Origin of the sequence: Kaistia sp. 32K (genome assembly GCF_016629525.1) — a bacterium.
Taxonomy (GTDB): domain Bacteria; phylum Pseudomonadota; class Alphaproteobacteria; order Rhizobiales; family Kaistiaceae; genus Kaistia.
The window spans coordinates 2,140,845-2,159,710 of sequence record NZ_AP024269.1; the positions used below are offsets into that span (position 1 = coordinate 2,140,845).

19 protein-coding genes are annotated in these 18,866 nt (G+C 66.2%); 13 read left to right on the plus strand and 6 right to left on the minus strand.

The genetic code is table 11. The annotated features are described in order from the left end of the window. Window positions 1–90 precede the first annotated feature (90 nt). From K32_RS09655 to K32_RS09680, 6 genes are all read right to left on the minus strand, one after another. Complete coding sequence (locus tag K32_RS09655; RefSeq protein ID WP_201403802.1) at window positions 91–837, minus strand: arginyltransferase; 747 nt, start codon at window positions 835–837, stop codon at window positions 91–93. An 83-nt stretch (window positions 838–920) separates the two neighbouring features. Beyond that, a complete protein-coding gene (locus K32_RS09660) occupies window positions 921–1,421 on the minus strand; it encodes an RDD family protein (RefSeq protein ID WP_201403803.1) in 501 nt (166 codons plus the stop codon). Between the two features lie 87 nt (window positions 1,422–1,508). Next, window positions 1,509–2,741, minus strand: coding sequence for a threonine ammonia-lyase (locus K32_RS09665; protein ID WP_201403804.1), 1,233 nt, complete (start codon window positions 2,739–2,741; stop codon window positions 1,509–1,511). A 42-nt stretch (window positions 2,742–2,783) separates the two neighbouring features. Next, complete coding sequence (locus K32_RS09670) at window positions 2,784–4,160, minus strand: branched-chain amino acid ABC transporter permease (RefSeq protein ID WP_201403805.1); 1,377 nt, start codon at window positions 4,158–4,160, stop codon at window positions 2,784–2,786. A gap of 13 nt (window positions 4,161–4,173) precedes the next feature. Then, window positions 4,174–5,193 carry a porphobilinogen synthase gene (gene hemB, locus K32_RS09675; RefSeq protein WP_201403806.1) on the minus strand — a complete coding sequence of 340 codons (1,020 nt, stop codon included), beginning with the start codon at window positions 5,191–5,193 and terminating at the stop codon, window positions 4,174–4,176. A 123-nt stretch (window positions 5,194–5,316) separates the two neighbouring features. Continuing rightward, window positions 5,317–6,609, minus strand: coding sequence for a hemolysin family protein (locus tag K32_RS09680; RefSeq protein ID WP_201403807.1), 1,293 nt, complete (start codon window positions 6,607–6,609; stop codon window positions 5,317–5,319). A gap of 273 nt (window positions 6,610–6,882) precedes the next feature. Here K32_RS09680 and K32_RS09685 point away from each other — a divergent pair, with 273 nt between their 5' ends. The 13 genes from K32_RS09685 (at window position 6,883) to K32_RS09745 (ending at window position 18,794) form a co-directional block, all read left to right on the plus strand. Continuing rightward, window positions 6,883–7,923, plus strand: coding sequence for an enoyl-CoA hydratase/isomerase family protein (locus K32_RS09685; RefSeq protein ID WP_201403808.1), 1,041 nt, complete (start codon window positions 6,883–6,885; stop codon window positions 7,921–7,923). Continuing rightward, window positions 7,920–8,342, plus strand: a complete 423-nt coding sequence (locus K32_RS09690; protein WP_201403809.1) for a DUF6163 family protein — start codon at window positions 7,920–7,922, stop codon at window positions 8,340–8,342. The genes K32_RS09685 and K32_RS09690 overlap by 4 nt, the downstream gene beginning before the upstream one ends. Window positions 8,343–8,506: 164 nt before the next feature. Next, the gene (gene ldtR / locus K32_RS09695) at window positions 8,507–9,019 is read left to right on the plus strand and encodes a transcriptional regulator LdtR (protein WP_201403810.1); all 513 of its coding nucleotides are present in this window, start codon (window positions 8,507–8,509) and stop codon (window positions 9,017–9,019) included. Between the two features lie 167 nt (window positions 9,020–9,186). Then, complete coding sequence (locus K32_RS09700) at window positions 9,187–9,825, plus strand: hypothetical protein (protein WP_201403811.1); 639 nt, start codon at window positions 9,187–9,189, stop codon at window positions 9,823–9,825. 474 nt (window positions 9,826–10,299) lie between these two features. Next, the gene (locus K32_RS09705; RefSeq protein ID WP_244669923.1) at window positions 10,300–11,550 is read left to right on the plus strand and encodes a murein L,D-transpeptidase; all 1,251 of its coding nucleotides are present in this window, start codon (window positions 10,300–10,302) and stop codon (window positions 11,548–11,550) included. Window positions 11,551–11,727: 177 nt separating this feature from the next. Beyond that, window positions 11,728–13,035 (plus strand): serine hydroxymethyltransferase, encoded by a 1,308-nt coding sequence (gene glyA, locus K32_RS09710; protein ID WP_201403813.1) that lies wholly within the window; start codon window positions 11,728–11,730, stop codon window positions 13,033–13,035. Between the two features lie 12 nt (window positions 13,036–13,047). Then, window positions 13,048–13,527 carry a transcriptional regulator NrdR gene (nrdR, locus tag K32_RS09715; RefSeq protein WP_201403814.1) on the plus strand — a complete coding sequence of 160 codons (480 nt, stop codon included), beginning with the start codon at window positions 13,048–13,050 and terminating at the stop codon, window positions 13,525–13,527. A 53-nt stretch (window positions 13,528–13,580) separates the two neighbouring features. Next, on the plus strand, window positions 13,581–14,720 hold the full coding sequence (ribD, locus tag K32_RS09720; protein WP_244669924.1) for a bifunctional diaminohydroxyphosphoribosylaminopyrimidine deaminase/5-amino-6-(5-phosphoribosylamino)uracil reductase RibD: 1,140 nt from the start codon (window positions 13,581–13,583) through the stop codon (window positions 14,718–14,720). Next, a complete protein-coding gene (locus tag K32_RS09725; protein WP_201403815.1) occupies window positions 14,721–15,332 on the plus strand; it encodes a riboflavin synthase in 612 nt (203 codons plus the stop codon). It begins immediately after the preceding gene. Window positions 15,333–15,509: 177 nt separating this feature from the next. Then, window positions 15,510–15,962: a 6,7-dimethyl-8-ribityllumazine synthase gene (ribH, locus tag K32_RS09730; RefSeq protein WP_201403816.1), complete on the plus strand. Its 453-nt coding sequence runs from the start codon at window positions 15,510–15,512 to the stop codon at window positions 15,960–15,962. Window positions 15,963–15,964: 2 nt separating this feature from the next. Continuing rightward, the gene (gene nusB, locus K32_RS09735; protein WP_201403817.1) at window positions 15,965–16,486 is read left to right on the plus strand and encodes a transcription antitermination factor NusB; all 522 of its coding nucleotides are present in this window, start codon (window positions 15,965–15,967) and stop codon (window positions 16,484–16,486) included. A 2-nt stretch (window positions 16,487–16,488) separates the two neighbouring features. Next, a complete protein-coding gene (gene thiL, locus K32_RS09740; RefSeq protein ID WP_244669925.1) occupies window positions 16,489–17,484 on the plus strand; it encodes a thiamine-phosphate kinase in 996 nt (331 codons plus the stop codon). An 80-nt stretch (window positions 17,485–17,564) separates the two neighbouring features. After that, on the plus strand, window positions 17,565–18,794 hold the full coding sequence (locus K32_RS09745) for an MFS transporter (protein WP_201403818.1): 1,230 nt from the start codon (window positions 17,565–17,567) through the stop codon (window positions 18,792–18,794). Window positions 18,795–18,866 lie beyond the last annotated feature (72 nt).

Below are 18,866 nucleotides of genomic sequence, written 5' to 3' on the forward strand. Positions count from 1 at the left end.
CCACAGGGGGGAGGGAGAAGGAAAAAAGCCCTCGCCCGCTTGCGGGAGAGGGTTGGGTGAGGGGCTTGCTTCCTAGAGGCGCTACGGCCCTCAGGCCGCCGGCTCCCAGCCGCGGGGGCCCAGGTGCTGCTGCGGGCGGAAGCGGGCCTTGTAGGCCATCTTCTTCGAGCCCTCGACCCAGTAGCCGAGATAGACGTAGGGAAGGCCCATCTTCCGGGCGCGGCGGATGTGGTCGAGGATCATCAGCGTTCCGAGCGAGCGGTCGGTGTAGCCGGGCTCATAGAACGAATAGACCATCGACAGCCCGTCCGAGAGCAAGTCGGTCAGCGCCGTCGCGATCAGTGGCCCGTCGCCCTGGCCGGTGATCGCCGTGTCGGGCCCGCGAAAACGGTATTCGACCAGCATGGTGTCGACATGCGTGTCCTCGACCATCATGGCGTAGTCGAGCACGGTCATGTCGGCCATGCCGCCTTGCGAATGGCGGGCATCGAGATAGGCGCGGAAGAGCGAATACTGCTCGGAGGTCGGCGCGGCGTCGACGCGCGTGCCGATCAGGTCGACGTTCTTGTCGAGCACACGCCGGAAGCTCCGCGTCGTCACGAACTGGTCGACGGGGACGCGGACCGAGACGCAGGCCTTGCAGGCCTCGCAGGCCGGGCGATAGGCGATGTTCTGGCTGCGCCGGAAGCCGCCCTGGGTCAGGATCTCGTTGAGCGCGGATGCCTTCTCGCCGACCAGATGCGTAAAGACCTTCCGCTCCATCTGCCCCGGCAGATAGGGGCAGGGCGAAGGGGCTGTCAGGAAGAACTGCGGCGTTTCGGTCGAATGTTGGGTCATAACGCGACAGGCCCGAACCAGGGAGGCATCGGCAGACGATAATACGTCATCCGCCGATGCCAAGATTGTTTTTTACACGGAACTCAGCGACGGGTGCGCGCCAGCGGGCCGGCGTTCAGCACGACCGTGCCGAGCAGCATGTCGTGCAGCAGCCGCTTGCGGTCGGAGAACAGGCCGATCAGCAGGATCAGCGGCGTCAGCACCGAGACGGAGAACCAGAAGATCAGCGCATGCGCGGCGGCGATGATGGCGCCGATGCGCTCGCCATCGGTGGAGCGGATGGCGACGCCCGCGAGCCGCATGCCCGGCGTCGCCGCCTTCGGCCCGCCCAGCGTCAGCGCGACGTAGAGCAGCGCCACGATGGCGAACAGCGGCAGCGCGAACAGGAACCAGGCCACGCCGAGCGTGATCACGCCCATCGCCAGGATGACGATCGAGACCAGGAGCAGGAAGAAACCGATCAGGATCGCATCGACGATAAACGCGAAGAAGCGCTTCGTGAGCACGCCCTCGAAGAGTTCGGGTTCCCGGATCGGGTCGAAAACCTGGCCGCCGGCGCGGTAGGCATCGTCATAGTGCGTCATGGCGTTCCTTGCTTCTGTCTTGCACAAGATCAAATGGGAGATTTTGCCGCAGCCTGCAAGAAGTTGCGCCGGAAGCGCCCGGAAAAATCAGGGGGGCGCCATCCGGGTGACCGTGTAGTTGCGCGCCTCCAGCGCCGCGCTGATCTCGCTGGCATGCTCGGGCCCGTGCGTCTCGATGGTGACGTCGACGCTGGCGCCCTTGGCGGGCACGGTGAGGAGGTTGCGGTGGTGGAACACCTCGAGGATGTTGCCGCCGCAGGCGCCGATCGTCGCCGCGATGTCGGCGAGCACGCCCGGCTGGTCGGGGATGATGATCCGGACGGCGACGATGCGCTCGGAGCGCGCCAGCTCGCGGACCATGATCGAGGCGGCGAGGCGCGGATCGATGTTGCCGCCGCAGAGCACCAGGCCGACGCGCTGGCCGCGGAAGCGGTCGGGATCGGCCAGGATGGCGGCGAGGCCCGCCGCACCGGCTCCCTCGGCCATCGTCTTCTGCAGCGTCAGATAGGCATTTACCGCCCGCTCGATCGACGTCTCGGTCACCAGCACGACGTCGTCGACGAAGTGGCGGGCGATCTCCAGCGTCAGCTTGCCGACGTTCTTGACCGCGATGCCCTCGGCGAGCGAATTGCCGCCGCAGACGCCTTCCGTCCCGTCGAGGGCTGCGCGCATGGACGGGTAGAGCTCGGTCTCGACGCCGATGATCTGCGTCTGCGGCGCCAGCGTCTTGCTGGCGATCGCGATGCCGCCGATCAGGCCGCCGCCGCCGACGGGAATCAGCATGCTGTCGAGCGGCGGGCCATCCGCGATCATCTCGAGGGCGATCGTGCCCTGGCCGCGGATCACATGCGGATCGTCATAGGGATGCACCCAGACGGCGCCGGTCTCGTCGGCGATCGTGCCGGCGATCTGCTGGCAGATGGCGAGCGTCTCGCCCTCGACGACGACGTTGGCGCCGAAGGCCTTCGTCGCCTCGACCTTCACGAAGGGCGTCGTCTTCGGCATGACGATGGTGGCGGGGATGCCGAGGCGCTGGGCGTGATAGGCGACGGCCTGCGCATGGTTGCCGGCCGACATCGCGACGACGCCGCGCCGCCGCTCCTCCTCCGAGAGCGACAGGAGCTTCACCAGGGCGCCGCGTTCCTTGAAGGACGAGGTGACCTGCAGGTTCTCGTATTTGACGTGGATCTCCGCGCCGGTCAGCCGCGACAGCCGGGGCGCCGGCAGGAAGGGCGTGCGGATCAGGACGCCGTCGATCTGGCGGGCCGCGTCGCGGATGTCCTCCAGAGTGGGAAATGCGGGATGAGGCGATCCAGTCATGACAACTCCGGGGGCTTGGGCAGCGGCTTTGCGTTGGGGGGCTCAGGATGGTCGGATGGCGCGGTCTTCTTCGAGCGCCGTGCCCTGTCCCAGCAATCCGTTCGGACGGATGAGGAAGAGCAGGGTCAGAATCGCGAGCACGACGATGTCGCGGGACGTGGTGTCGAAATAGGCGGCCCAGAGCGTTTCCAGCGTCGCGATCAGCAGGCCGCCGAGCACGGCCCCGACGAGCGAGCCGGCGCCGCCGACCAGGCTGGCGAGCAGCGCCTTCAGCCCGACGATCAGCCCCATGGAATAGGTGATGGTGCCATAGCTGAGCGCCAGCACGGCGCCGCCGCCGGCCGCGAGCGAGGAGGCGAGGATCAGGGTCGTGCCGGTGACCTGGGCGGGGTCGATGCCCTGCAGCCGCGCCATGACGCGGTCGTCGGCGACGGCGCGCCAGGCCCGGCCGAAGGTGGAATGGTGCATGACGAAGAGGACGATCGGCAGGATGACGAGCGCCAGTCCGATGACCAGCAGTCGCATCTCGGTGAGCACGACCGGAAACGGCCCCTGCGTGAGGACGACGGGCGTGTCGAGGATCGGCTGCACCCAGATCTCGCGGGCGCCCTGGGTGAGCCGCAGCATTTCCGAGAGCGCGATGCCGAGCCCGATGGTGGCGATGATGAAGGCGCGATCCGGGCCGCCGGCGAGCGGCAGGACGACAGTGCGGCCGACGAGCCAGCCCCAGAGCGCGGCGAGCGTCACCGCCATGCCGAGGACCAGGGCGATGGAGGGGAGGAGGCCGAGCGACGGCATGCTGACGGCGGCGACGATGCCGATGATCGCGCCATAGCCGCCGATCACGGCGATCTGGCCGAACGCCATGTGGATGCGCCGGATCAGGCCGTAGACGAGCGCGAAGGCGAGGGCGATCGGCGAATAGAGCGCCGCGAGGCTGAGAATGTTGAAGACCTGCTGCAGCGCGAAGCCGACGCCCTTCGGCAGCTTGATCGATGAGATCTCCAGGCTCGGCGATTGCCAGTTGGTCTCGGCGATCGCGCGGGATACCGCGCCGTCCTGATCCAGGAACCAGCGATGCAGCGTGATGAGCTGCCGCTCGGTCAGCGCGCCGTCATAGCCGCGCACGCCGATGACCTGCCCCCGGCCCATCTCCAGCGTTCCGCCGGCGAAGGCGCAATCGACATAGAGCGGCAGGTCCATGCTGGGGACGGTGTAGTTGACCCGGAGCGCATGGCTGACGCCCTCGAGCGGGATCACCGACTGGATCGTGACCCTCTGCCCGGCGGGGGCGACGGCGGTCGCGACCGCCACGCAGACGCGGGCCTGCTGGCGGTCAATTAGGTTGCACGCGGCGAGCAGAGCTGCCGCGCAGATAACCAGCGCCATGATCGCGGCCGGTCTTGCGGCCCCCACCATCGGCGCGCTCCGATCAGCGAGGGAGGAGCGGCGCGACGAGCGGCGCGAAATAGGTCAGGATGCCGTCGGCGCCCGCCCGCTTGAAAGCAGCTAAGCTTTCGAGAAAGGCGCGATCACCGTCGATCCAACCATTGCGCGCCGCGGCCTGCAGCATCGCGTATTCACCCGACACCTGATAGGCGAAGGTGGGCATGGCGAACGTCTCCTTCACCCGCTGCACCACGTCGAGATAGGGCATGCCGGGCTTGACCATGATCATGTCAGCCCCTTCCTGAATGTCGAGCTCGACTTCGCGCAGCGCCTCGTCGGTATTGCCGAAATCCATCTGGTAGGTGCGCTTGTCGCCGATCAGCGTCTTCGAGGTGCCGATGGCGTCGCGGAACGGCCCGTAGAAGGCGGAGGCGTATTTCGCCGAATAGGCCATGATTTGCACGTCGAGGAAGCCCGCGTCATCCAGCACCTCGCGGATCGCCGCGACGCGGCCGTCCATCATGTCGGAGGGCGCGATCACGTCGGCCCCGGCCTCGGCCTGGGCGAGCGCCTGCTGTACGAGCAGCGCGACGCTGGCGTCGTTGACGATGCGCTCGCCCTCGAGCACGCCGTCATGGCCATGGCTCGTATAGGGATCGAGCGCCACGTCGGTGATCAGGCCGATCTCGGGCACCGCCGCCTTGATCGCGCGGCAGGCGCGGCAGACGAGGTTGTTCGGGTTCAGCGATTCGCTGCCGGTCGGATCGCGCAGTGACGGCTCGGTGAACGGGAAGAGGGCGATCGCCGGAATGCCCAGCGCCGCGGCCTTTTCGGCCTCGATGACGGCCTGGTCGACCGAAAGCCGCTGCACGCCCGGCATCGAGGCGACGTCCTGGCGGACGTTCTCGCCCTCGATCAGGAAGATCGGCCAGATCAGGTCGTTGACCGTCAGAAGCGTCTCGCGCACCAGGCGGCGCGACCAGTCCGCCTTGCGATTGCGGCGAAGTCGGCGTCCGCCCAGGATGGCATTCATGTCGGGCGGATTGAAGGACTGGCGGGTCATACGAATTTCCTTGAGCGGCGCAACGGCTGGAACCTAGCACCAGATAAGCCGGCTTCAAGCGCGGCACTGTCGCGCTTCCGATGGCAGGAGCGAGGCAGGCGCTTCCACGAAACGAGAAGCGCCCTAGCCGTCGCCCTTGCGGACGAGAACCTTGTCGATCCGGCGGCCGTCGAGGTCAACCACCTCGAAGATCCAGCCCTCATGGCTGAAGAATTCGCCGGGGACGGGGATGTGGCCGAGATGGTGCAGCATGAAGCCCGCCACGGTGGCGAAGTCGCCTTCGAGCCCGAGCCCCCGGAGGCCGAGCGTGCGCTCGGCAATGTCGATGGCGGCACTGCCGTCGATCAGCCAGGAGCCGTCGGCGCGCTGGATGGCTTCGGGAACGTCGTCGCCCTCATGCTCCGGCATGTCGCCGGCGATCGCCGTCAGGATGTCCATCGGCGTCACGATGCCCTGGAAGCTGCCATACTCGTCGAGCACGACCGCCATGTGGACGTTCGAGGTCTTGAACCGGTCCAGCACTTTCAGCACGGCCATGCGCTCGTCAACATAGAGCGGCTCGCGGATGATGGCGTCGAGGTCGACCGTCTTGCCCTCGTAGATCTGCTCGAGCAGGTCCTTGGCGTGGACGATGCCGATCACGGCGTCGATCTCGCCGCGGCTGACGGGAAAGCGCGAATGGCCGGAATGCATGATCGCGTCGCGGTTCTCCGCCGGCGGATCCTCGATGTCGAGCCAGACGACGTCGGGCCGCGCCACCATGATCGAGCGCACCGGTCGATCGGCGACCCGGATCACCGCCTCGATCATGTCGCGCTCGGCCTGGTGGAACACGCCGGCCTCGGTCCCCTCGGCGATCATCGTCTTGACCTCTTCCTCGGTCACGCCGCGATCGTCGTTGTGCTGCTTGCCGAGCGCGCGGAGGACCGTGTCGGTCGAGAGGCGCAGGAACCAGACGATCGGCAGGGCAAAGCGCGCGATGAGGCCGACGGGGCGGGCGACGAAGCAGGCGAGGCGCTCGGGATTGGTGAGCGCCATGCGCTTGGGAACGAGCTCGCCGAGGATGAGGGAAGAGTAGGCGAGGCAGACGACGACGACGATCGTCGCGATCGTCGAGGCCTTGTTGCCGAGGCTGGGGAAGGTCGTCTGCAGGAATTCGGTGAACGGCGTCGCCAGCGCCGCCTCGCCGAAGGCGCCGGACAGGATGGCGACGAGCGTAATGCCGATCTGCACCGCAGAAAGGAAGCCGGTCGGATCCTCCGACAGGCGCAGCGCGGCTGTGGCGCCGCGCACGCCCTCGCTCGCCATGAGTTGCAGGCGCGCAGGGCGCGAGGAAACAACGGCGATTTCGGACAAAGCGAAGAAGCCGTTGAAAGCGATCAACACAGCGATGATCAGAATGTCTTGCCAGGGCATGTGTCGTCTAGCGCGCGGCAATCATTTGGGAGGGTACCATCAGGTCCAACTGGGCATGAGAAAAACCCGGTAAGCGGCGCCGTGGCGGGCCGCTCCGGGACAGGGCTTCTCTTCGGCCATCGACATGGCGCGATCATATCGGAGGCGACAGGTTCCCGCCAGCGGAGAGATAGGCCCAACGCTTGAGGCCGAATGAGATGGGGACGGACGGCGAACGGCCTTGTCGCCGGTGCGTCGCCGCTTACTGTCGGAGCGCATTCTCCGGAGAAAAGCATGGCCCCACCCGAGATCCGCTTCGACCGCGAGGGCTACGCCGGCATCGTCACGCTGTGCCGGCCGGGCGCCCTCAACGCGCTGTCGCATGGCATGGTCCGTGCGCTGGCGGAGGCGCTCGCGAGCTGGAAGGAGGATGCCGGCGTGCAAACCGTCGTCATCCGCGCCGAGGGCAGGGCCTTCTGCGCCGGCGGCGACATCCGCGCGGTCTACGAGGCCGGGCGCGGCGCGTCGGAGCAGCGCGCCTTCTTCCGCGACGAATACCGCCTGAACGCCGCGATCAAGGCGTTCCCGAAGCCCTATGTCGCGCTCGTCGACGGCTACATCATGGGCGGCGGCGCCGGGATCGCCGTGCACGGCTCGCACCGCGCCTTCGCCGAGAATGCCGTCTTCGCGATGCCCGAGACGGGAATCGGCTTTTTTCCGGATGTCGGATCCAGCTATTTCCTGTCGCGCATGCCGGGCGCTGCCGGCGTCTATTCCGCCCTCGCGGCGATGCGCCTTCGCCGCGGCGATGCGCTCCACGCCGGCATCGCGACCCATGCCGTGCCCGCCGCCGCCTTCGACGCGATCGTCCAGCGGCTGGCGCGAGGCGAGGGCGCCGACATCGTCCTTGCCGACCACGCGGAACCCGTCGAGGCCGAGACGCTGGAGCGGCTCGGCCCGATCCTCGATGCGTCCTTCGCCAACGGATCGGTCGAATCGATCCTCGTCGGACTGGACGCGCTGAACGGGCCGCATGCCGACTGGGCGAGGCAGACGGCGGCGACCATCCGATCGAAATCGCCGACCAGCCTGCGCGTCGCCCTGCGTCAGATCCGCGCCGCGCGGGAGCTCGATTTCGACGATTGCATCCGGCTGGACTGGCGCATCGCCTGCGCGATCCTCGACGGTCCTGATTTCTATGAAGGCGTCCGCGCCGCCCTGGTCGACAAGGATCAATCTCCGGCCTGGCAGCCGGCGACGCTTTCGGAGGTTGACCCGGAGGCGATCGATAGGCACTTCGTGACGCCGGCCGAAGGAGACATCCCGCTACCATGATCGACAACGAAGTCACCCAGCTTCCGAGCGAGCCGGACAATCCCTACGACCTGGCGCTGACGGTCTATCTTCGCGGCATCGCGGCGATCCTGCTTCTGCTGGGGCTTCGTCACTGGCTCTACATCGCCGGCGTCTTCCAGGATCCGGGCTGGAGCTTCGAGACGATGTCGACGCCGTGGAAGCTCGTGACCATCCATCTCGCCGTCGTCGACCTGGTGGCCGCCGTCGGGCTCTGGATGCGCGTGGCCTGGGGCAACGTGATCTGGGTCTATGTCGCTTTCTTCGAGATCGCGATCCACACCGTCTTCGCGGAAACCTACGGACTCGATCTACTCGTCGTCGCCTTCCATGTCGTGACGCTGCTCATCTTCGTGGCCCTGCTGGTGATGAGCCGGCGGCACGAGGCGATGACGGCCTGAGCGGCGGGATACAAGTTTTTAACGATAAGAACCGTTTGGAAGGCCGCCCGGGCAGGTAAGCCTGCGTTAAGCGTGATATTTAAGATCATATTCAAATGATCCCTATAAGGTCCGTTGTCATCAGGTGAGAAGAATACTTGCCACGCAACAGAGAGGTCGGAAAGATGATCAGCGCGAAGCGGGCAGTCGAAGCAGTCAATCAACAGCAGGATACGCCGGAGCTCAAGCCGCTTTACATGGAAGCGCTGACTCTGGTGGAAAGGCTCCATCGCCGTCTGCTGGATGTGATCAAGGACGAATTCGACCGCTCGGGCCGCTCCGACGTCAACAGCATCCAGGCGCTGCTTCTGTTCAACATCGGCGATGCCGAGCTGACCGCCGGCGAACTCCGCAGCCGCGGCTACTATCTCGGCTCCAACGTCTCCTACAATCTGAAGAAGCTGGTCGAGATGGGCTTCATCCATCACCAGCGTTCGCGGATGGACCGCCGCTCGGTCCGGGTCAGCCTGACGGAGAGCGGCCAGGAAGTCGCCAACATCGTCGCCGGCGTCTACGAGCGCCACATGAAGTCGATCGAGCAGGTCGGCGGCATCGCCATCGACGACTTCCAGATGCTCAACCGCGCCTTGCAGCGCCTCGACCGCTTCTGGACCGACCAGATCCTCTATCGCCTCTGATCCCGGAGCGCGGAACCTCAAAAACCCCGGCGTCTCCAGCCGGGGTTTTTGCGTGTTTGGACGGTGTCGGGCCAATTCATGAGCGAATAAAAGCTCATTGCAATCATTAGTGGTGTAATTCAGCTTGACGTAGGCGGTGACTGTAGTCAGGGCGGAAGAGTTGCAGCATGAGCGAGACGGGGCGTTTGATTGAATCAGGGGTTGAGTTCAAGGGCAGAAACAAAGGAGCTCTGACACGGCTTTTTGTTGGCTGGATAGAAGCTGTGACCAAGTATTCCCGGGCCATGCGCGATGATGACGCGGGATATTACTACGGAGAGCGTGCCAACGTCTCCTTGCTTGCGGCAGGGGCGTGGCTCGTCGATGGTATTGCACTTGAGGAATATGCGTCTGAAAAGGCTCGTGAAGGCGGCTCAGGAGCCGGTCGAGCAGATTTATTCGCTAGCATTAATGGTACACTCTTTGGCATTGAAGCCAAGCATAAGTGGACTAGGGCAGAATGGTCTGATGAGGTTCTTCAGCGTAGAATCAAGTCGGGCGTCGACGGAGCGGTGTCTGACGCATTGTGTCTCGGTGATGAGCTTTGTCGCTACGGGTGCGTCTTCATAGTTCCGCGGTTCGCGACAAAGCCCCGCTCAAGAGAGGCATGGCAGTCATCGATAGGGTTTGAGATAGATCGGATCGTCAGATTGTCCGGAACTGGGGTAGATGGCTGGGCTTGGTGTTTTCCGGTTCACTCTCGGAAGATGGAGCATGGGGGCGCATACTATCCGGGCGTTCTCGTCGCGTTGAAGGCTGCGGACTAGGCAATGCGCCGCTCAGCAGGGCTCCGATAGTCGCTAGCGATCTGGCTATTTCGGCGCCTGTTCCAATCTACAAATCGAGGCCAAAGTGACCCGAGCTGACTGTCGGGATTTTCGCTTGGTAGGGCCCCGTGAAGGTTCCGGTAACCATATCGGTCCAGTATCACTCTGCGTTGTAGCGGCCGGGTGAGACATGAAAGCGCCATACTGGCGTGAAAACGAAGCAGGGTTGCTTGGGCTTCTTGCCTGCCGAGGGTCGTCCGTGTTTTGACACGGTAGCCGCCGCGTTCCAGGGCCGGCATCGGTGTTGCGGAAGGGGCTCCTTGGAATCCCGTCTGTGTTGAAGGTTCGCGGCGCGTTCTAGCCGCAGTTGAAAATTGGGAGCGGGCGAGGATTGCGCGCTCCATCTATCAGCGAGCTTCTAGAAGTAGCGACATGAGCGGATCAAAGAAGACATTCCTCCTCCCTGACGTTGCGATGACGCGTCGTGGCGCCCTGCGTTCGATCGCGGGCGCGATGGCTGCATCGGTCGCCATGCCGCTTTCGGCCTTCGCGCAGGGCGTCGATCCGATCAACCAGGTTCTGCAGAATGGCAGCAGCGATTGGTCGGACGGCTTCGATGCCGCCTCGAGCGGCGCGGCTTCCGTGCGCACCTCGGCGCCGATCCTGTCGCCCGACACGGCGCAGGCGGTGGAATACGCCATCCAGAACTATACCGACATCGTCTCGCGTGGCGGCTGGCCGGTGGTTCCCGGCGACAAGAAGCTCAGCCTCGGCCTCAAGGATCCCAACGTCGTGATCCTGCGCCAGCGTCTCGCCGTCACCGGCGATCTCGGCCAGGGTACGGGCAATTCGCAGACCTTCGATTCCTATGTCGATGCAGGCCTGCGCCGGTTCCAGGCCCGTCACGGCCTGCCGGTCGATGGCGTCGCCGGCCAGTCGACCATCAACATGATGAACGTTCCGGCCGCCGTCCGGCTCACGCAGCTGCAGACCAACCTGGTTCGCCTGCGCTCGATGTCGGGCTTCCTCGGCGAACGCTATGTGATGATCAACATTCCGGCCGCGGCGATCGAGGTCGTCGAGGGCAATCGCGTCGTCTCGCGCCATACGGCCGTCGTCGGCAAGGTCGATCGTCCGACCCCGGTGCTCGCCACCCGGATCTATCGCATCAGCTTCAACCCGAACTGGACCGTTCCGGCGTCGATCATCCGCAAGGACCTGATCCCGCTGATGCAGAAGTCGCCCGACTATCTGACCAAGAAGCACATCCGGATCTACGATACCGCCGGCGTCGAAGTGCCGCCGGAGTCGATCGACTGGCATACGGACCAGGCCACCAAGGGCTATCTGTTCCGCCAGGATCCGGGTGATTTCAACTCGCTCGGCACCGTGCGCATCTCGTTCCACAATGACGAGCAGGTGTACATGCACGACACGCCGCAGAAGGACATCTTCGGCCGCGAGCAGCGTTTCGATTCGTCGGGCTGCATCCGCGTCCAGAACGTCCGCCAGGTGATCGGCTGGCTGCTGCGCGACACGCCCGAATTCCCGCGCGAGCGCATCGACCAGATCTTCAAGTCCGGCGAGCAGGTCAACGTCAATCCGAAGCCGGAAGTGCCGCTCTACCTGCAGTACATCAGCGCCTGGGCGATGGCCGACGGCGTCACCCATTTCCGCGACGACATCTACAATCGCGACGGCATCGGCCAGCTCGCACTGCAGTAGCCGCCGCGCATCTGACACGGCCGTTCCGGGCGATCGTCCGGAACGGCACCGTTAATTCGAGGGCCGAATGAGGCCCTTTTTCTTGGCGTCTACCCCCACATATGGTACGTCGCCCGGGTTCCGGACGACGAGCCGACTCTGGCTCGATCCGGCACCGACAACAGGATGGACCGCCCCATGTCTCTGACGGATCGCGCCGACAGCCTTTCCTCGACCTCCGCCTTCTTCAACCGGACCCTCGCCGAGGCCGATCCGGAAATTGCCGATGCCATCGGTAAGGAGCTCGGTCGCCAGCAGCATGAAATCGAACTGATCGCTTCGGAGAACATCGTCTCGCGCGCCGTTCTGGAAGCGCAGGGTTCGGTGCTGACGAACAAGTACGCGGAAGGCTATCCGGGTAAGCGCTATTACGGCGGCTGCGAGTTCGTCGACATCGTCGAGACGCTCGCCATCGAGCGCGCCAAGAAGCTGTTCGACGCCGAATTCGTCAACGTCCAGCCGAATTCCGGCAGCCAGATGAACCAGGCCGTCTTCCTGGCGCTGCTGCAGCCGGGCGACACCTTCATGGGTCTCGACCTCGCCGCGGGTGGACATCTCACCCATGGCTCGCAGGTCAACATGTCCGGCAAGTGGTTCAAGGTGGCGCCCTATGGCGTGCGCCGCGAGGACCAGCTGCTCGACTATGAAGAGATCCAGCGCATCGCCGAAGAGACCAAACCGAAGCTGATCATCGCCGGCGGCACGGCCTATTCGCGCATCTGGGACTTCAAGCGCTTCCGCGAGATCGCCGATTCGGTCGGCGCCTATCTGATGGTCGACATGGCGCATTTCGCCGGCCTCGTCGCCGGTGGCGCGCATCCGTCGCCGCTGCCGCATGCGCATGTCGTCACCACGACGACGCACAAGTCGCTGCGCGGCCCGCGCGGCGGCATGATCCTGACCAATGACGAGGCGATCGCCAAGAAGATCAACTCGGCCGTGTTCCCGGGACTGCAGGGCGGCCCGCTCATGCACGTCATCGCCGCCAAGGCCGTCGCCTTCGCCGAGGCGCTGCGTCCGGACTTCAAGCTTTACGCGAACGCCGTCGTCGAAAACGCGCGTGCGCTTGCGGAAACGCTGAAGGGCCAGGGCTTCGACATCGTTTCGGGCGGCACCGACAACCACCTGATGCTCGTCGACCTGCGTCCGAAGCAGGTCAAGGGCAACGTGTCGGAGAAGGCGCTCGTCCGCGCCGGCCTGACCTGCAACAAGAACGGCATTCCGTACGATCCGGAGAAGCCCTTCGTCACCTCCGGCATCCGTCTCGGCACGCCGGCGGCGACCACGCGCGGCTTCGGCGTCGCGGAATTCCAGGAAGTCGGCCGCCTGATCGCCGAAGTCCTGGGCGCCGTTTCGCAGTCGGAAGATGGTTCGGCTCCGCTCGTCGAAGCCTCGGTCAAGGAACGCGTTCACGCGCTGACCGCGCGCTTCCCGATTTACTCCTGATCGGAACAGCCCATGCGTTGTCCCTATTGCGGCAGCGACGATACGCAGGTGAAGGACTCCCGCCCGTCGGAGGACAATACGTCCATCCGGCGGCGCCGGGTCTGCGCGGATTGCGGCGGTCGGTTCACGACCTTCGAGCGCATCCAGCTGCGCGAGTTGACCGTCGTGAAGAAGAGCGGGCGGCGCGTTCCCTTTGATCGGGACAAGCTGATGCGGTCCGTCCAGGTCGCGCTGCGCAAGCGGCCGGTCGATCCGGAGCGCGTCGAGCGCATGATCAACGGTGTCGTCCGCCAGCTGGAAAGCAGCGGCGAAAGCGAGATCAACGCCGAGCAGATCGGCGTCTATGTCATGGAGGCCCTGAAGGGTCTCGATGACGTCGCCTATGTGCGGTTCGCCTCGGTCTATCGCAATTTCCGCGAAGCCAAGGACTTCTCGACCGTCCTCGACGAGCTCTCGGCTCAGGACGCGCTGGAAGTCGACACGCGCGATTAAGACTTTGGCGCGTCGCTCCGGCGTCGCGCCAAAACCAATCTGCGGGGGTACGGATGGCGACAGAGCGGACCGCGAGCGCCGATCCCGAGATGGACCGCCGGCTGATGGCCGTCGCGCTCCGCCTCGGGCGCCGCAATCTGGGCTCCACCGCGCCGGCGCCCGCCGTCGGCACCCTGGTCGTCGGCTTTGAGGCGGAAGGCCCCGTCATCGTCGGTCGCGGCGCGACCGGCGACGACGGCACGTCGCAGGCCGAGATCGCCGCCCTAACAGCGGCCGGAGCGGCCGCGCGCGGCGCCACCGTCTATACGACGCTCGAACCCTCGCCCAATCCGCTCGATGGCGTTTCCGCCGTCGAGGCCCTGATCTCCGCCGGGGTCGCGCGCGTCATCAGCGCGCTCGAAAATCCCGATCCCCGCGTCGCCGGGCGCGGCCATGCGCAATTGCGCGATGCAGGCATCGCCGTCGTAACCGGCGTGCTGGGCGACGAAGCGCGGCGGCTGCATGCCGGGCCGATCTCTGTGCTCGCGGCCGGCCGTCCTCATGTCACGCTCAAGCTCGCGGTTTCGGCTGACGGCATGATCGGCCGGCTGGCGGGCGAGCGCATGCTGGTCTCGGGCCGCGAGGCGTTCGCCCGGCTGCAGACCATGCGCATCGAGGCCGACGCCACTTTGATCGGCATCGGCACGGCGCTCGTCGACGATCCGAGCCTGACGGTCCGTGTGCCCGGGCTTCGCGCCCATTCGCCGATCCGCATCGTCCTCGATACGCAGGCGCGGCTGTCGCCGACCTCTTCGCTCGTCAAAGGCGCGGGCGACACCGCGCTCTGGCTCGTCACCTCCTCGGAAGCGCCGCTCTCCAACCGCGATCGGCTGGCAGCAGCGGGCGTCGAGGTGATCAACGTCGGCACGGGATCCGGCGGCGTCGACATCGAGGCGGCGCTCCGTCTGCTTGCCGAGCGCGGCGTCACGCGCCTGCTGGTCGAGGGCGGCGCCAAGGTCGCGGCGTCACTGCTCCATCGCGGGCTGCTCGACGAAGTGGTGCTGTTTCACGCGCCGGTGGTCGTCGGTCCGGATGGTGTCCGGGCTCTTGCCGGCGGCGCGCTCTCGGCGATCGAGCGCAGTCCGCGGTTCCGCCGCATCGAGGAAACGCGTCTGGGCGAGGATCGCATGGTCCGATACGAAAGGTCTGTCTGAATGTTCACGGGTATCATCTCCGACGTCGGCAAGGTCACGGCGGTGGAGCGTCGCAACGACGTCAACAAGATCACCATCGACAGCGTCTATGACGCCGCGACGATCGCCATCGGCGCCTCGATCGCCTGCGCGGGCGTCTGCCTGACGGTGATCTCGATCGACCCGCGGCCCGACGGACGCACGCGCTTCGATGTCGAGGCGGCGCCCGAGACGCTGGCGCTGACCGAGGTCGGTCACTGGGAAGAGGGCACCGAGATCAATCTCGAGCGCGCGCTCAAGCTCGGCGACGAGCTCGGCGGCCACATGGTCTCCGGCCATGTCGACGGCCTGGCGACCATCGTCAGCCGCGAGGATCTCGGCGAGACCACGCGCTTCGTCTTCGAGGCGCCATCGGAACTCGCGCGCTTCATCGCCACCAAGGGCTCGGTCGCGCTCGACGGGACGTCGCTGACGGTCAACTGGGTCGAGGGCAACCGCTTCTCGGTGCTGCTCATCCCGCACACGCTCGCCACCGGCGTGACGACCTGGGGTGCACGCCAGCCCGGCGACCGCATTCATCTCGAGGTCGACCAGATGGCGCGCTATGTGGCGCGACTGACGGAAGCCGCGTAAGCTCCGCTCGACCCGGCCAGGGCGCGAGACACACACCGCCATGACCGCAGCCATGCTGTGCCGCCCGTGTGGGCGGACGCCGGCTGCGGCGTTCTTTTCCCTTTACAGCGCATGGACCGCATGGTTCACCTGCCGCCCAATCCGATCCGGGTGACCGGTCAAACAGAGAGCTTCGACATGAGCGAATCGGCCCCCCACCTCCTCGTCATCGATGCCCGTTTCTACGAGGACATCTCGGACGAGCTCTTCAATGGCGCCAAGGCGGCGATCGAGGCGGCAGGCGCCACCTTCGAGCGCATCTCCGTGCCGGGCGTTCTGGAGATTCCGGCGGCCCTCTCGATGGCGCTGGCCGCGATGGATGAAGACGAGGTCAATTATGACGGCTTCGTCGTGCTCGGCTGCGTGATCCGTGGCGAGACCTCGCACTACGACATCGTCGCGAACGAGTCGGCCCGCGCCATCATGGACATGGCCGTCATCGAGTCGCTGGCGATCGGCAACGGCATCCTGACCGTCGAGAACGACGACCAGGCCTATGCCCGCGCGCGCGTCGCCGAGAAGAACAAGGGCGGCGCCGCGGCCGAGGCTGCTCTCGCCATGGTCGCCCTCCGCAACAAATTCGGTCTGTGACGATGGCGGCACCCGACAAGGCTCCGCAGACGGCGCGGACCTTCCGACCGGCGAACCAGCGGGGCGCTGCCCGGCTGGCGGCCGTGCAGGCGCTGTACCAGCTCGACGTCGGCGGCGCTTCGCTGACCGAGGTCGTGGCCGAGTTCGAGAACTACCGGCTCGGCAAGGAGCTCGACGGCGACCAGTATCGCGACGCCGACGCGGCCTTCTTCCGCGACATCATCGCCGGCGTGGTGCGCGAACAGCGTAACCTCGACCCGGCGATCCATGTCTCGCTGACGCCGGACTGGCCCCTGAAGCGGATCGACGTGACGCTGCGCGCCATCCTGCGCTGCGGCACCTACGAGCTGATCGGCCGCAAGGACGTGCCGGCCCGTGTCGTCATCACCGAGTATGTCGACATCGCCCGCGCCTTCTTCGGCGTCGGCGACGAGGCGGGCATGGTCAACGGCGTTCTCGATACCGTCGCCCGCAAGCTGCGCGGCGAAGAGTTCGGCGACGCTTCGACCAACGACAAGGGCTGAGCATGGCGGAGCAGGGTGGACGACCCGGCGAGTTCGGGATGATCGCCCGCTATCTGCGTCCGCTGGCCGACGAGCCCGGCGCTTTCGGCCTGACCGACGACGCGGCGCTGCTGCGTCCGGAACCCGGCTTCGACCTCGTCCTGACCAAGGACATGGTCGCCGCCGGCGTGCACTTCTTCCCGGACGATCCGCCGGCCTCGATCGCCAGGAAGGCGCTCCGCGTCAATCTCTCCGACCTCGCCGCCAAGGGTGCGACGCCGATCGGCTATCTGCTCGGCCTCGCTTTGCCCGCCGACTGGACGGAGGACTGGATGGCCGGCTTCTCCGCCGGTCTCGCGGAGGACCAGCAGCGCTACGGCATTCCGCTGCTCGGCGGCGACACGGTGAAATCCCCCGACGGACTGATGCTTTCGGTGACCGCGCTCGGCCAGGTGCCGGCCGGCGGCATCGTCCGCCGTGCCGGAGCGAAGGCCGGCGACGTCATCGTCGTCTCCGGCACGATCGGCGACGCGGCCCTCGGCCTGCGCCTCCGCCTCGGCACGCTCGGCATGGACGCGGCGGGCGAGGGGGCGGCGCATCTGCTCGATCGCTACCTGCATCCGCAGCCGAGGCTTGGCCTCGCCGAGGCGGTCCGACAGTTCGCGCATGCGTCGCTCGACATTTCCGACGGCCTGATCGGCGATCTCGCCCATGTGACGGAGACCTCCGGCGTCTCGGCCATTGTCGAGGCCGCGCGCATTCCGCTGTCCGATGCCGCTCGCGCACTCGCCGCGGTCGATCCGACCGTGCTCGCCAGCGTGCTTACCGGCGGCGACGACTACGAGATCCTGACGACGATGCCGGAGGCGCGGTTCGCGGACTATGCGAAAGCGGCCGCGCAAGCCGGCATCCCGGTGACGGTGATCGGCCGCATCGTCGAGGGGCAGGGCGCCCCTGTCGTTGTCGATGCCAACGGGAAACCAATTTCTCTCGGACGCGCCTCGCACGATCATTTCTGATCGTCGTTTCGATTCCTGCTAGATGATTCTGCCTGAGCGCAGGGCCTGCCGATTCCGGCGGCGTGCGCGGGGGAGCAGTCGTGGACAAGCAGGGTTCCCAGGATCTCGATCGCATCGTCCGGCGCAACGCCGGCGTCCTGATGGCCGCCAACGCCGTCAACGGCTCGATCCTGCCGATCGCCGTGACGCTCGGCGGCCTCGCCGGCGTCTACCTGCTCGGCCCGGACAAGTCGCTGGCGACGCTGCCGGTGACCGCCTCGACGGTCGGTTCCGCGCTGACCACGATTCCCGCTGCCATCCTGATGAGCCGGATCGGCCGGCGGAAGGGTTTTGTCATCGGCGCCGCCCCGGCGATCCTTGGCGGGCTGCTCGCGACCTTCGCGCTGATGCAGGGGCTGTTCTGGCTGTTCGCCGTCGCGCTCTTCTTCATCGGCATGTCGGGCGCCTTCAACCAGCAATACCGTTTCGCGGCGATCGACGCCGGCAGCCCGGCGGTACGCACCAAGGCGATGTCGCTCGTCATGGCGGGCGGCATCTTCTCCGGCATCATCGGGCCGCAGACGGTCATCCTGACCAATGACTGGCTCAGCCCCGTCATCTTCGCCGGCAGCTTCCTGGCGGCGGCGGGGCTCGGATGCATCGGGCTGCTGATCGCGAGCGGCATTCGCGACGTCGTGCCGCCGCGAGAGCTCCGGAGCCATGCCGACGGCCCGAAGGGGCGCCCGCTCCGCGTCATCGCGCGCCAGCCCCGCTTCATCGCGGCGGTGCTCTGCGGCATCTCGGCCTATGCGCTGATGTCGCTCGTCATGACAGCCGCGCCGCTCGCCATGGTCGGCTGCGGCCTGACCCAGAGCGACGCGGCGCTCGGCATCCAGTGGCATGTGCTGGCGATGTTCGGACCGAGCTTCTTCACCGGCCGGCTGATCGTCCGATTCGGCAAGGATCGAGTCGTCATCGCCGGTCTCGCACTGCTGACGGCCTGCGCGGTCGTGGGCATGTCCGGAATTTCGCTGGCGCATTTCTGGATCACGCTCATCCTGCTCGGCCTCGGCTGGAATCTGGGCTTCATCGGCGCCACGGCGATGCTGGCCGATACCTACCGTCCCGAGGAGCGGGGCAGGGTGCAGGGGCTGAACGATTTCCTCGTCTTAGGCGCGGCGGCGATCGCGTCGCTGCTGTCGGGAAAGCTCATCGGCGGCCCCGGCTGGGTGTTCATCAACCTCATCGTTTTCCCCGTCGTCACCCTCAGCCTGGCAGCGCTCGCTGGCTCGGTCCTGCTGCAGCGGCGCGCCGCTCAGGAGAAGACTTGACCCGCGCGTAAAGCCGTTCTCAACTCGCCATTACGGGGGGGAATTGCTGGGAGGAACGTTGCTCTTTCCCGC

What these genes read in the sequence shown, in the direction of transcription:
- K32_RS09655 (WP_201403802.1), bottom strand. Translation starts at nt 837, where the DNA reads ATGACCCAACATTCGACCGAAACGCCGCAGTTCTTCCTGACAGCCCCT.
- K32_RS09660 (WP_201403803.1), bottom strand. Translation starts at nt 1,421, where the DNA reads ATGACGCACTATGACGATGCCTACCGCGCCGGCGGCCAGGTTTTCGAC.
- K32_RS09665 (WP_201403804.1), bottom strand. Translation starts at nt 2,741, where the DNA reads ATGACTGGATCGCCTCATCCCGCATTTCCCACTCTGGAGGACATCCGC.
- K32_RS09670 (WP_201403805.1), bottom strand. Translation starts at nt 4,160, where the DNA reads ATGGTGGGGGCCGCAAGACCGGCCGCGATCATGGCGCTGGTTATCTGC.
- hemB (WP_201403806.1), bottom strand. Translation starts at nt 5,193, where the DNA reads ATGACCCGCCAGTCCTTCAATCCGCCCGACATGAATGCCATCCTGGGC.
- K32_RS09680 (WP_201403807.1), bottom strand. Translation starts at nt 6,609, where the DNA reads ATGCCCTGGCAAGACATTCTGATCATCGCTGTGTTGATCGCTTTCAAC.
- K32_RS09685 (WP_201403808.1), top strand. Translation starts at nt 6,883, where the DNA reads ATGGCCCCACCCGAGATCCGCTTCGACCGCGAGGGCTACGCCGGCATC.
- K32_RS09690 (WP_201403809.1), top strand. Translation starts at nt 7,920, where the DNA reads ATGATCGACAACGAAGTCACCCAGCTTCCGAGCGAGCCGGACAATCCC.
- ldtR (WP_201403810.1), top strand. Translation starts at nt 8,507, where the DNA reads ATGATCAGCGCGAAGCGGGCAGTCGAAGCAGTCAATCAACAGCAGGAT.
- K32_RS09700 (WP_201403811.1), top strand. Translation starts at nt 9,187, where the DNA reads ATGAGCGAGACGGGGCGTTTGATTGAATCAGGGGTTGAGTTCAAGGGC.
- K32_RS09705 (WP_244669923.1), top strand. Translation starts at nt 10,300, where the DNA reads ATGACGCGTCGTGGCGCCCTGCGTTCGATCGCGGGCGCGATGGCTGCA.
- glyA (WP_201403813.1), top strand. Translation starts at nt 11,728, where the DNA reads ATGTCTCTGACGGATCGCGCCGACAGCCTTTCCTCGACCTCCGCCTTC.
- nrdR (WP_201403814.1), top strand. Translation starts at nt 13,048, where the DNA reads ATGCGTTGTCCCTATTGCGGCAGCGACGATACGCAGGTGAAGGACTCC.
- ribD (WP_244669924.1), top strand. Translation starts at nt 13,581, where the DNA reads ATGGCGACAGAGCGGACCGCGAGCGCCGATCCCGAGATGGACCGCCGG.
- K32_RS09725 (WP_201403815.1), top strand. Translation starts at nt 14,721, where the DNA reads ATGTTCACGGGTATCATCTCCGACGTCGGCAAGGTCACGGCGGTGGAG.
- ribH (WP_201403816.1), top strand. Translation starts at nt 15,510, where the DNA reads ATGAGCGAATCGGCCCCCCACCTCCTCGTCATCGATGCCCGTTTCTAC.
- nusB (WP_201403817.1), top strand. Translation starts at nt 15,965, where the DNA reads ATGGCGGCACCCGACAAGGCTCCGCAGACGGCGCGGACCTTCCGACCG.
- thiL (WP_244669925.1), top strand. Translation starts at nt 16,489, where the DNA reads ATGGCGGAGCAGGGTGGACGACCCGGCGAGTTCGGGATGATCGCCCGC.